The following is a 12,860-nucleotide window of genomic DNA, read 5'->3' as shown; positions in this document are numbered from 1 at the left end:
TTTTATCCCGTCCCCGGACTTCGGCGGCGGGGCCGACCAGAAGGAGTACCTCCAGGAGGAGCGCATGACCACCCCGCAGACCGGATCCCCGAACCAGGAACAGCAGTCCGCCCTCGAGCAGTTCGGCATCAACCTGACCGACCGCGCCCGCGAGGGCAAGCTCGACCCCGTCATCGGACGGGACAGCGAGATCCGACGCGTCAGCCAGGTCCTCACGCGTCGCACCAAGAACAACCCGGTGCTGATCGGCGAGCCCGGCGTCGGCAAGACGGCCGTCGTCGAAGGGCTCGCGCAGCGCATCGTCGCGGGCGACGTGGCCGAGTCGCTGAAGGACAAGGAGCTCGTCACCCTCGACATCTCCGCCCTCGTGGCCGGTGCCATGTACCGCGGGCAGTTCGAGGAGCGGCTGAAGCAGGTGCTCAAGGAGATCACCGAATCGGACGGGCGCGTCATCACCTTCATCGACGAGCTGCACGTGCTCATGGGCGCGGGCGGCGGGGAGGGCTCCGTCGCGGCCTCCAACATGCTCAAGCCGATGCTGGCCCGCGGCGAGCTGCGGCTCATCGGCGCGACCACGCTCAACGAGTACCGCGAGTTCATCGAGAAGGACGCGGCCCTGGAGCGCCGGTTCCAGCAGGTGTACGTGGGAGAGCCTTCGGTCGAGGACACGATCGCGATCCTCCGCGGCCTCAAGGGTCGCTACGAGGCGCACCACGGGGTGACGATCTCGGACAGCGCCCTCGTGGCGGCCGCCGCCCTGTCCAACCGGTACCTGCCCGCTCGGCAGCTCCCGGACAAGGCCATCGACCTGATCGACGAGTCGATGTCGCGGCTCAAGATGGAGATCGACTCCTCCCCGGTCGAGATCGACCAGCTCAAGCGTCAGGTCGACCGGCTCAAGCTGGAGGAGCTGGCCCTCAAGCGCGAGAAGGATGCCGCCTCGAAGGAGCGCCTCGGGGCGCTGCGCGAGCACCTGGTCGAGCTGGAGAAGGAGCTCGCCGGCCTCGAGGCCCGCTGGGCGCGCGAGCGTCAGGGGCTCAACCGGGTCGGCGAGCTGAAGAAGCAGCTCGACGACGCCGTCACCCAGCGCGACCTCGCGATGCGCAACGCCGACTACACGAAGGCGTCCAAGCTCGAGTACGAGACCATCAAGCGGCTGGAGCGCGAGATCGCCGAAGCGGAGCAGGCGGAGGCGACCACCTCGACCGAGCCGCGCATGGTGAACGAGCAGGTCACCGAGGAGGACATCGCCGCGGTGATTGCCGCCTGGACGGGCATCCCCGTCGGGCGTCTGCTCCAGGGCGAGAGCGAGAAGCTGCTGCACCTGGAGAACGAGCTCGGCAAGCGGCTGATCGGCCAGAAGGACGCCGTGAAGGCCGTGTCCGACGCGGTGCGCCGCTCCCGTGCGGGCATCAGCGACCCCGGCCGTCCGACCGGATCGTTCCTGTTCCTCGGGCCGACCGGTGTCGGAAAGACCGAGCTGGCCAAGGCGCTCGCCGCGTTCCTCTTCGACGACGAGCACGCCATGGTGCGCATCGACATGTCGGAGTATGGCGAGAAGCACTCGGTCTCCCGGCTCGTCGGCGCCCCTCCCGGGTACGTCGGCTACGAGCAGGGCGGCCAGCTCACCGAGGCCGTGCGGCGGCGCCCGTACAGCGTGGTGCTGCTCGACGAGGTGGAGAAAGCGCACCCCGAGGTGTTCGACGTGCTGCTGCAGGTGCTCGACGACGGCCGCCTCACCGACGGTCAGGGTCGCACGGTCGACTTCTCGAACGTGATCCTGATCCTCACCTCGAACCTCGGCTCGCCGATCCTCATCGACCCCGTGCTCTCGCCCGACGAGAAGCGCGAGCAGGTGATGGCGCTGGTGCGGCAGGCGTTCCGCCCGGAGTTCCTCAACCGGCTCGACGACATCGTGATGTTCAGCGCGCTGAGCGAGGACGACCTCGCGCAGATCGTGGAGCTGTCGGTCGATCAGCTGCACGACCGGCTCAAGGACCGCCGGCTCACGCTCGCCGTCACCCCGGACGCGCGGGCGTGGCTCGCCGAACGCGGCTACGACCCGATGTTCGGTGCGCGGCCGCTGCGCCGGCTCATCCAGACCGAGGTGCAGAACAAGCTGGCCACGGCGCTGCTCTCCGGTGGCGTGCGCGACGGCGACACCGTCCGCGTGGACGTGGCGGCCGACGGCTCGGGACTCGTGCTCACGTCGACGACCCCCGAGCCCGAGCCCGCGGAGGACGACGACGACGTGATCGAGGCCGAGCTGCTCGACGACTGAGACTCCGTCACCACACGAGAGCCCCGTCCCGGAAACCCGGGGCGGGGCTCTTCGCCGTCAGTCCGACGGCCTGCTGCGGAGGCCGCCGAGGGCGTCGCGCTCCAGCTCCCGGCCGATCAGCGAGTGCCGGCGGGAGTAGGCGAAGTAGATCACCAGGCCCAGCGCGAGCCAGATCGCGAACCGCACCCAGGTCTCGGTGCTGAGGTTCAGCATCAGCCAGAAGCAGGCGATCGCGGAGATCCACGGGAGCCAGGGCGACAGCGGCACCGTGAACGGCCGCTCCAGGTCGGGGCGGCTCTTGCGCAGGATCGGCACCCCGATGCTCACGAGCACGAACGCCGAGAGGGTGCCGATGTTGATCATGTCGCCCAGCACCTGCACGTCGGTGAATCCGGCGATGATCGCGATCACCACCCCGACGATCAGCTGGATGCGGATGGGGGTGCCGCGCTTGGCGTCGGTCACGCTGAGCGAGCGGGGCAGCAGGCCGTCACGGCTCATCGCGAAGACCACGCGCGCCAGACCCATGAGCAGCACCATGACCACCGTGGTGAGCCCCACGAGGCTGCCGATCGCGATCACCTGCGCCGCCCACGTCGCCCCGACCAGCTCGAACGCACTGGACAGCGACGGCTCGTCGAGCTTGGCCAGCTCGGTGTACGACACCATCCCGGTGATGACGATTGCGACCAGCACGTAGAGCACGGTCACGATCACGAGCCCGAGGATGATGCCACGCGGCACGGTGCGCTTGGGGTCCTTCGTCTCCTCGGCGCTGGTGGCGACGACGTCGAACCCGATGAACGCGAAGAACACCAGGGCCGCGCCGCTGAGGATCCCGAACACGCCGTAGATCGACGGGTCGGCGCCGGTCATGAAGGAGAACAGCGACTGCGTCCAGGCGCTCTCCGAGGCGACGCCCTCCTGCGCCGGCGGCACGAACGGGGTGTAGTTGGCGCCGTTGATGAAGAACAGCCCCACGACGATGACGAACAGCACGATCGCGACCTTGATGACGGTGAACACGCTGTTGACGCGGCTGGACAGCCGCGTGCCGAGCGCGAGCAGCACGGTGAAGATCGCCACGATCGCGACGGGACCCCAGTCGAAGCTGAGCGGGCCGAGCTGCAGCGTCATCGGGATCTGCAGGTCGAACAGCGACACGGCGTCGCCCAGGTAGACGCCCCAGTACTTGGCGATCACCGCGGAGGCCATCAGCATCTCGAGGATGAGATCCCAGCCGATGATCCAGGCCAGGAACTCGCCCAGCGTCGAGTACGTGAACGTGTATGCGGACCCGGCCACCGGGATGGAGGAGGCGAACTCCGCGTAGCAGAGGATCGCGAGACCGCAGACGGCCGCCGCGATGATGAACGAGATGATGACGGCCGGGCCCGCGTGGCGCGCGGAGGCCTCGGCGCCGACGGAGAAGATGCCGGCGCCGACCGCGACCGCGACACCCATGACGGCGAGATCCCACACGCCGAGGGATCGCTTCAGCGATCTCTGCTCGTCGTGGGTCTCGGCGATCGACTGCTCGACGGACTTGACCCTGCGCTGGAATGCCATGCCGACGATTGTAGGTGCGGGGGGTCGTGCCGCACCCCTCACAAAAGGCCGCCCCGATACGGCGAGGCCCGGCCCCGTGCGGGGACCGGGCCTCGCCGCGGCGGAGCGCCGGCGTGCGCGCGACTCAGGCGCTGAGGAGCACGGTCTCCGCGATCGGGCGACGCACGCGCGGGGCGACCTCGCGCTCCTGCAGCGGCTCGGGCAGCGCGGCGATGTCGCCCAGCTCGCCGAGCGCGATGACGGTGGTGGGGGTGAAGCGCGGCTCCAGGTCGGCGAACTCGCGCACGACCTCCGGGTCGAAGCCGCTCATCTGGTGCACGACGAGGCCGTCATGGTGCGCCTGCACGGAGAGGTGGGCGACGGCCTGGCCGAGGTCGTACAGGGCGTGGGTGAGCGGCGTGCCGTCGGCGGTCTCGGTCTCGGCGATCGCGACGATCAGCGCCGCGGCGTTGCCGGCCCACGCCTGGTTGAAGCCCATCAGCGCGTCGACGATCTGCGCGTGGAGTGCGGTGCCGCGCCGGGCGACCAGGAAGCGCCAGGGCTGGGTGTTGTTGGCGGAGGGGCTCCAGCGGGCGGCCTCCAGGGCGGTGGCGAGCTTGTCCTCGTCGATCGCGTTCTGCGCGTCGTAGGCGCGGGGGCTCCAGCGGCCGGCGAGGACGTCGAGGACGGGGTGCTCGGTCGGGGCGGTGCGGTCGATGACGGGAGTGCTCACGGAAGTGCCTTTCGGACGGTGGGATGGATCGGACGCCGTCGTCCGGGCTACTCCCCACCCAACTCATACATGCGCATGCATATTCCCGCGCGTCAGCGGCGGATGCTCAGCGGCCGAGCGCCCACCGGGCCCGGCGCCGCACCACGCCCGCGAGTCGCCGCGCCCGCACGCCCATCGGCTGCTCTCGTGCGGCCGTCAGCAGCTTCGCGTCGTACGCGGCCCGGAGTTCGCGCGCCCACCGTCGGGTGATCGCCCGGTCGGAGAACTCGGCCGCCCTGGCCCGCGCCTTCCTCCGCATGCCCTCGACCCGCCCGGATGGCATCGCGGCGAGCTCCGCGATCCGCCGGGCGAGCCCGTCCACGTCGCCCTCGGGGAGCAGGAAGCCGTTCACCCCGTCGCGGATCATGTCGGCCGGGCCGTAGCGGATGTCGTAGGCGAGCGGGATGCACCCGGCCGCCATGCTCTCCACGAGCACGAGGGGCAGCCCCTCCGACGTCGAGGTGAGCAGGCTGAACCCGGCGGTCGCGAACTCCTCCCGTGCGTGCGGGTCGAAGCCGCGCAACCGGATCCACTCCTCGGCGCCGAGATCGCGGATGCGCGCGGCCAGCTTCGGCTCGTCCGGGCCCTCGCCGATGACGTCGGCCTCGATCCGGGCGTCCGCGGTGTGGGCCTTCGCGAGCGCCTCGATCGCGTGGCCCAGGCGCTTGCGCTTGTCCAGCGACGCGACCACCACGCCGCGGGTGGCCGGGCGGGGTGCGGAGACCGCGGGCGGCAGCGTCACCTCGTTCGGGATCGTGCGCACGCGGGCCTGCACGCCCAGGGCCGCCAGGTCTTCCACGAGGTCGCTGCGCTGCCGCTCGGTCAGCACCACGATCTCGTCGAAATCTCCCGCGCGTCGCAGGACGCCCTCCCGGGAGGCGCGGAGCGTCCGCGGGCGTCCGGCCACCCGGTGCGAGGCGTGCACGACGTGCAGGGTCGTCACGTGGTCACGGCGGTATCCCGCGACCGGTCGCGCGGCGGTCTTCGAGTCGACCAGCAGAAAGCTCGCGCGCCCCGCCGTCAGGCGGTCGAACCACCAGCGGTACAGCCCCCAGGTGGTGCGCCAGGAGCGCAGCGGGGTCCCGTCGACGCCGTAGACGACCACGCGCCGCTCCGCCCCCTCGCGCTCGGTCGCCAGGAGGGAGCCGTCGCGGCGGAACCGGTCGACCGACAGGTGGCCGTCCCCGTCTCGGCGTGCGCGGCTGAGCACCACGCCGTCGTGCTCGCGCACGGTGTCGTCGTCTTCCGGGGTCAGCAGCGGCGGCAGCGTCGGGATGACGCCCCGGGGTGCGGGCGGGGTGGCGCGCAGCTCGTCCCACAGGTTGCGGATGCGCAGCCCGTCGATCAGCTCGCCCTTCGCCCGCAGCCGCTCCGAGAGCTCGGGGTAGTCGGGGCCGTCGTCGAGGGTCAGCAGGTCGACGTCGACGCCCCCGATCCGGCGGAACGAGCGGGACCGGCGCAGCATCGCGCTCGTCATCCCCCCGTACTGCTCCGTGATGCCCCAGGTGAGGGCGAAGTGCCGGGCGGCCGGGAGGCGGGGAGGGAAGAGCGACATCTTGCCGAGGATAGCCCGGGGCTCTCCGGGGCGCGTCCTCCTCGCGGATGACCGGGCGGATCAGTCGAGGAGGTTGTGCGAGGCGGCGTCGGCGAGGGCGGCCCGCACGGCGCGGATCGACGGGGCGGCGGCCGACACCCGTCGCGCGGAGGAGAAGATCTCGCGGCGCGGGGAGCGCGGCAGCGGGGAGAGGTCGACGGTCGGGGTGTCGCCCGCCCACACCAGCTCGGGGAGCAGCCCGACGGCCAGCCCGGCGTGGATCAGGCGGATGTGCGCCGTGAGGTCGGCGAGCTCGAAGCGCACGTCCGGTTCGAACCCCGCGGTGCGGCACAGCTGCTCGGCCCAGGCGCGCGAGGCGGTGCCCGCCGGCTCCAGCACCCAGGGGGCCGTGCTGGTCGACCGGAGCGTCGTCGCGGGGTCGCCGTGCGCGGGGGAACCGGGGCGCCGGGCGAGCGCGATCGCGTCGTGCGCGAGCGCCACCCGGTCGAGATCGGCGTGGATCGGGCGGCTGTGCCCGGGATACTGCTCGGCGAGGATGAGGTCGTCCTCCCGGCCGGAGACCGCGTCGAGGGCGGACTCCGGGTCGCGCTCGGTCACCTCGACCCGGAGGGCGGGGTGACGTTCCGCGAGCGCGGCGAGGGCGCGGGGCAGGAGCGAGTGGGCGGTGGACTGGAACACGGCCAGGCGCACGGTCCCCGTCACCTCGGTGAGCGATTCCGCGACCGCGACCCTGGCGTGCTCGAGCTGGTCGAGGATGCCGATCGCCTCGGTCACCAGCACGGTGCCCTGCGGGGTGAGCTGCACGCCGCGCCCCACCCGGCGCAGCAGGGGGACGCCCACGTCGCGCTCGAGGGCCGCGAGCTGCTGCGACACCGAGGCCTTGCTGTAGGACAGTGCGTCGGCGACCGCGGAGAGCGTGCCACGACGCGACAACTCCACGAGCATGCGCAGGCGGGTGATGTCGAGCACGGGGCCTCGCGTCCGTTAAGTCTGAGTGAACAGAATCCACTCGAATCGGTTGATAGACGGAGCCTACCGAGCGGCTGGACAATGATCCAGCCGCACACGTCACCCGGGTGTGCGCTGCCGAGGAAGGTAACCCCGCCCATGACCGTCATCGACGACACCACGCCCCGCACGGAAGAGGTCGCCGCACTCGTGCAGCGCTGGCTCGCCGAGAGCGAGACCCACCCCGTCGAGCCCGCCGCTCAGCGCCTCTCCGAGGTGCTCAAAGACCCGAACGGTCTCGACTTCACGGTCGGCTTCGTCGACGGCGTCATGCGTCCGGAAGACCTCCGCGTCGCCGGCCGCAAGCTCGCCGAGCTCAGCGACATCACCCCCACGCTGCTGCCCGGCTACCTGCGTGCCGCGATCAAGGCCGGCGGCTTCTGGGCGCCCAAGCTCCCCGGCGTCGTCGTCCCCATCTCGCGTCGCGTGCTGCGGGCGATGGTGGGCCACCTCGTGCTCGACGCCACCCCGTCGAAGCTCGGGCCCGCGATCGCGAAGCTGCGCAAGACCGGCAACCGCCTGAACCTCAACCTGCTCGGCGAGGCCGTGCTGGGCGAGCGCGAGGCCGGCCGCCGCCTGCAGGGCACGTACGACTTCCTCGCCCGCCCCGACGTCGACTACGTGTCGATCAAGGTGTCGAGCGTCGTCAGCCAGCTGTCGATGTGGTCGTTCGACGAGGCCGTCGCCGACGTGGTCGAGAAGCTCACGCCGCTCTACCGGCTCGCCGCGAAGGCGGAGGCTGCGGGCAAGGCCAAGTTCATCAACCTCGACATGGAGGAGTACCGCGACCTCGACCTGACGATCGCGGCCTTCACGAGCATCCTCGACCAGCCCGGGCTGGAGGACCTCGAGGCCGGCATCGTGCTGCAGGCCTACCTGCCCGATGCGCTCGGCGCCATGCAGCGCCTGCAGGAGTGGGCCACCGCCCGCCGGGCGAAGGGCGGGGCGCCCATCAAGGTCCGCGTCGTCAAGGGCGCCAACCTCGCGATGGAAGAGGTCGACGCGACCGTGCACGGGTGGCCCCTCGCGACCTACGGCACCAAGCAGGACTCCGACACGAACTACAAGCGGGTGCTCGACTGGGCCATGACCCCCGAGCGCCTCGACGCGGTGCGCATCGGCGTCGCCGGACACAACCTGTTCGACATCGCCTACACCTGGCTCCTCGCGAAGGCACGCTGCGTGACCGACGCGGTCGAGTACGAGATGCTGCTGGGCATGGCGACCGGTCAGGCCGAGGCCGTGCGCAAGGACGTCGGCCGCCTGCTGCTCTACACGCCGGTCGTGAACCCCGCCGAGTTCGACGTCGCGATCGCCTACCTCGTGCGCCGCCTGGAGGAGAACGCGAGTCCGGAGAACTTCATGTCGGCCGTGTTCGAACTCGCGTCGAACCCGACCCTGCTCACGCGCGAGCGCGAGCGGTTCGAGCGCTCCCTCGCCGCCCTCGCCGCCGACGCCGGGCTGCCGGAGTCGCAGCGGGTTCCGGCACCGCACCGCACGCAGAACCGGGCGGACGAGCGCCCCGCCGGCGTGACCGAGGGCTTCGCGAACCAGCCGGACAGCGACCCCGCGCTCGCCGCGAACCGCGCCTGGGGTCGCGACATCCTGCGCCGCTCCGTCTCCACGACGCTGGGGCGTGACGCGATCGCCGCCGCCCGCATCGAGACCGAGGCCGAGCTCGATGCGGTCTTCACCGCCGCGACCGCCGCCGCCGAGCGGTGGGCGGCGCTGCCGGCCGCCGAGCGTGCCGCCGTGCTGCACCGCGCGGGCGACGAGCTCGCCGCGCGCCGGGGACAGCTCATCGAGATCATGGCCAACGAGGCGGGCAAGACCATCGCGGAGGCCGATCCCGAGGTGAGCGAGGCCATCGACTTCGCCCACTACTACGCCGAGCGCGCGAAGGACCTGGAGGCCGTGACGGGCGCGGAGTTCGTGCCGTCGAAGGTCACCGTGGTCACGCCGCCCTGGAATTTCCCCGTCGCGATCCCCGCGGGCGGCGTGCTGGCCGGCCTCGCGTCGGGCTCCGGTGTGATCATCAAGCCCGCCAAGCTCACGCAGCGCTGCGGTGCCGTGATGGTGGAGGCGCTGTGGGCCGCTGGTGTGCCGCGCGACCTCCTCGCCCTCGTCGACCTGGCCTCGCGCGACCTCGGCACCCGCCTGGTCGCCAGCCCGCAGGTCGACCGGGTCATCCTCACCGGCGCCTACGAGACCGCGCAGCTGTTCCGCTCGTTCCGGGCCGACCTGCCGCTGCTCGCCGAGACCAGCGGCAAGAACGCGATCATCGTCACGCCCTCCGCCGACCTCGACCTGGCCGCCGCCGACGTCGCCCGCAGCGCCTTCGGCCACGCGGGACAGAAGTGCTCCGCCGCCTCCCTCGCGATCCTCGTGGGCTCGGTCGCGGACTCGAAGCGGTTCGAGCGGCAGCTCGTCGACGCCGTGACCTCGATGCGCGTGGGGCTCCCCGACGACCCCGCCACGCAGATGGGCCCGATCATCGAACCCGCGAACGGCAAGCTGCTCACGGCGCTCACCACGCTCGACAAGGGCGAGCGCTGGCTGGTCGAGCCCCGCAAGCTCGACGACGAGGGGAAGCAGTGGACCCCCGGCGTGAAGACCGGTGTGCGCGAGGGCTCGTACTTCCACCTCACGGAGTTCTTCGGCCCCGTGCTCGGCATCATGCACGCGAAGGACCTCGACGAGGCCATCCGCCTGCAGAACGCCGTGGACTACGGCCTCACCGCCGGCCTGCACTCGCTCGACTCCGCCGAGGTCGCCACCTGGCTCGACCGGGTCGAGGCGGGCAACCTGTACGTGAACCGCGGCATCACCGGCGCGATCGTGCAGCGGCAGCCGTTCGGCGGGTGGAAGCGCTCGGCCGTGGGCGCCGGCGCCAAGGCGGGCGGCCCGAACTACCTGTTCGGCCTCGGCGAGTGGCGGGCGGCCGAACTGCCCGCCGCCGCGCCCGGTGCCGCCGTGACCCCCGCGGTGTCGGGGCTGCTCGAGGCCGCCGCGCCCGAGCTCGACCCGGCCGCGATCGAGTGGCTGCACCGCGCGGCCGCCTCCGACGAGCGCGCCTGGGTGGACGAGTTCGGGGCGGTCAGCGACAAGTCCGGCCTCGGGGTCGAGCGCAACGTGTTCCGCTACCGCCCGGTCGCCGTCGACGTGCGCCTCGCGGAGGGCGCGACGCTCGTCGACGGTGTGCGTGTGCTCGCGGCCGCCCTGCGCAGCGGCAGCCCGTTCACCGTGTCGGCCGCGGCGCTGCCGTCGCGCGTGGCGAAGGCCCTCTCCGGTGCCGGTGTCGCCGTGAAGACGGAGTCCGACGCGGCCTGGACCAAGCGCTACGCGAAGGGCGCCCGGTCGTGGCAGCGCGTGCGGCTCGTGGGCGGCGACGCCACGGCGCTGTACCAGGCGCTCGAGGGCTCGCCCGATGTGGCCGTGTGGTCGCACGCGGTGACGGGTGCGGGTCGCGTGGAGATCCTGCCGTTCCTGCACGAGCAGGCCGTGTCGATCACCAACCACCGCTTCGGCAACCCGACCTCGCTGTCCGACGGCGTCATCTGACCCGCCGCCGCACACACGCCGAAGCCCCCTGCACCTCCGCGGTGCAGGGGGCTTCCTCGTGCGGGATCAGCCGCGCAGGGCCTCGGAGAGCTTGACGCGCGAGCCCATCCGCAGCAGCGAGTTCTCGTAGATCTTCGCGCCGATCACGATCGCGGCCACGCAGCTCGCGAGCAGGATCACGAGGCTCAGCAGCGGCTCCCACCACTGCGCCTCGCCGACGAACAGCCGCATGGGCATGCCGACCGGGGCGGAGAACGGCACGTACGACATGATCGTCAGCACCAGCGGGTTGTCGTTGAACACGATCACCAGGATGTACGGCGCCATGATCAGCATCGTGATCGGGGTGGTCGTGGAGCCGATGTCCTCCTGGCGCGACACCATCGAGGCCGCCGCCGCGAACATCGCCGCGAGCAGGATGAACCCGAACAGGAAGAACACCGCGAACCAGAGGATCGGGGCACCGAGCGTGGTCAGCACCTCGCGTTGACCCGTGACGATCAGGCCGATCGTCGCCACGGCCGCCAGCGCGAGGATCTGCCCCATCGCCAGCACCGTGTTGCCGACCACCTTGCCGGCCAGCAGGGTGCGCGCGGGGATGGCCGACAGCAGCACCTCCACCACGCGGGTCTGCTTCTCCTCGACGACGCTCTGCGCGATCGTGCCGCCGAACGTCGCCGCGGCCATCATGAACACCAGGCCGAACGCGATCGCGATGAAGTACCGCAGCAGCGGGTTGGTGGTGACCGGTTCCAGGATCACCACCTCGGGCGACAGAGACAGGGCCGACACCAGCGAGCCGGGAGCATCCTGCAGGGCGACGATCGAGTAACCCGTGTGACCCTCGGTGCCGCTCGCCGGGAGCACGGCCGCGTCGACCTTCTCCGCGCGGACCAGTTCCTCCGCCTCGGCCTCGTCGGCGACCGTGGTGACCTCGACGTTCGGGATCGCCGAGACGACCGAGGCGGTGTCGGCCGTCGCCGCGACCGGCATGGTGTCGGTGTTCTTGCTCGCGAAACCGCCGAACAGGACACCCGCGAGGGCGAGCACGAGCAGGATCCCGGTGGAGATCAGGAATGCCTTGCTGCGCAGCTTCGAGCCGATCTCACGCTCCGCGACGAGCCAGATGCCGCTGGGCGTGCGCGTGGGGGAGGGGGTGGGGGCGCTCACTGGATGACCTCCTTGAAGATCTGGGCGAGGGACGGGTGCTTGGGGGCGAAGCTCGCGACGTCGCCCCGGGCGACCGCCGACTGCAGCACGCGCTGCGCCGTCTCCGGACCGTCGGCGTCGAACAGGGCGTAGCCGCCCTCGAAATCGATCACGGTGACGCCCGGCTCGGTGCGCAGCCAGCCCGCGTCACCCGCCGACACCAGCTCGTAGCGGTCGCGGGCGTGCTCGGCGCGCAGGGAGTCACGCGAGCCCGCGGCGCGGATCGTGCCACCGGCGAGGATCACGAGGTCGTCGCACAGGCGTTCCACCACGTCGAGCTGATGGGAGGAGAACAGGATCGAGGCGCCCTTCGCGGCGCTCGACTGCAGCACGCCGGCGACCACGTCGACCGCGAGCGGGTCGAGCCCGGAGAACGGCTCGTCGAGGATCAGCACCTCGGGGTCGTGCACGAGGGAGGCGGCGATCTGCGCGCGCTGCTGGTTGCCGAGCGACAGCGACTCGATCGTGTCGTTCAGCCGCTCCCCGAGCCCGAGCTCCGTGAGCAGCGCGGTCGCGCGCGCGGTGGCATCCTGCTTGGCGAAGCCGTGCAGCCGCGCGAGATACACGATCTGCTCCAGCACCTTCATCTTCGGGTACAGGCCGCGCTCCTCGGGCATGTAGCCGAAGCGGCGGCGGTCCGTGGTGGTGAGCGGGGCGCCATCGAGGTCGACGCGGCCGCCGTCCGACGACAGCAGTCCGAGGACGATCCGCATGGTGGTGGTCTTGCCGGCGCCGTTGCCGCCGACGAAGCCCGTCAGGCTCCCGGGGGCGACCGTGAAGGAGACGTCGTCGAGCACGCGCCGAGAGCCGTAGCTCTTGGTGATGCCGGAGAGTTCGAGCAGTCCTGTCATGCCCCTCACGCTACGGAGCCCCGTGTTCCAGGGCATCCCCCGTGCGGCGGACCTTCCCTCCTCAGCCGTGGGGCG

At 71.5% G+C, this 12,860-nt stretch carries 8 protein-coding genes; 2 read left to right on the top strand and 6 right to left on the bottom strand.

The features are described 5' to 3' along the window. Positions 1 to 64: 64 nt before the first annotated feature. Positions 65 to 2,281: an ATP-dependent Clp protease ATP-binding subunit gene (locus ACWH95_RS03665; protein WP_136035153.1), complete on the top strand. Its 2,217-nt coding sequence runs from the start codon at positions 65 to 67 to the stop codon at positions 2,279 to 2,281. 57 nt (positions 2,282 to 2,338) lie between these two features. Here ACWH95_RS03665 and ACWH95_RS03660 read toward each other — a convergent pair whose 3' ends face one another. The 4 genes from ACWH95_RS03660 to ACWH95_RS03645 all read right to left on the bottom strand — a co-directional run bounded on the left by ACWH95_RS03660 (position 2,339) and on the right by ACWH95_RS03645 (position 7,125). Beyond that, on the bottom strand, positions 2,339 to 3,850 hold the full coding sequence (locus ACWH95_RS03660) for an APC family permease (protein ID WP_454120189.1): 1,512 nt from the start codon (positions 3,848 to 3,850) through the stop codon (positions 2,339 to 2,341). A gap of 124 nt (positions 3,851 to 3,974) precedes the next feature. Beyond that, the gene (locus ACWH95_RS03655) at positions 3,975 to 4,562 is read right to left on the bottom strand and encodes a nitroreductase family protein (protein ID WP_136035155.1); all 588 of its coding nucleotides are present in this window, start codon (positions 4,560 to 4,562) and stop codon (positions 3,975 to 3,977) included. Positions 4,563 to 4,668: 106 nt separating this feature from the next. Further along, positions 4,669 to 6,156, bottom strand: a complete 1,488-nt coding sequence (locus ACWH95_RS03650; protein WP_454120188.1) for a glycosyltransferase — start codon at positions 6,154 to 6,156, stop codon at positions 4,669 to 4,671. Positions 6,157 to 6,216: 60 nt separating this feature from the next. Continuing rightward, on the bottom strand, positions 6,217 to 7,125 hold the full coding sequence (locus ACWH95_RS03645) for a LysR family transcriptional regulator (protein ID WP_136035157.1): 909 nt from the start codon (positions 7,123 to 7,125) through the stop codon (positions 6,217 to 6,219). Positions 7,126 to 7,263: 138 nt separating this feature from the next. On the opposite strand from ACWH95_RS03645, the gene ACWH95_RS03640 reads away from it, so the two are divergent. Beyond that, positions 7,264 to 10,725 carry a proline dehydrogenase family protein gene (locus ACWH95_RS03640; protein WP_454120187.1) on the top strand — a complete coding sequence of 1,154 codons (3,462 nt, stop codon included), beginning with the start codon at positions 7,264 to 7,266 and terminating at the stop codon, positions 10,723 to 10,725. A 66-nt stretch (positions 10,726 to 10,791) separates the two neighbouring features. Here ACWH95_RS03640 and ACWH95_RS03635 read toward each other — a convergent pair whose 3' ends face one another. After that, positions 10,792 to 11,895 carry an ABC transporter permease gene (locus ACWH95_RS03635; RefSeq protein WP_136044416.1) on the bottom strand — a complete coding sequence of 368 codons (1,104 nt, stop codon included), beginning with the start codon at positions 11,893 to 11,895 and terminating at the stop codon, positions 10,792 to 10,794. Then, the gene (locus tag ACWH95_RS03630; RefSeq protein ID WP_454120652.1) at positions 11,892 to 12,776 is read right to left on the bottom strand and encodes an ABC transporter ATP-binding protein; all 885 of its coding nucleotides are present in this window, start codon (positions 12,774 to 12,776) and stop codon (positions 11,892 to 11,894) included. The genes ACWH95_RS03635 and ACWH95_RS03630 overlap by 4 nt, the downstream gene beginning before the upstream one ends. Positions 12,777 to 12,860: the final 84 nt, after the last annotated feature.

The sequence above is a fragment of the Microbacterium sp. NPDC055502 genome (genome assembly GCF_053643635.1).
The sequence above is the reverse complement of the archived record's forward strand: the minus strand, read 5'-3'. Positions and strand labels throughout refer to the sequence as shown.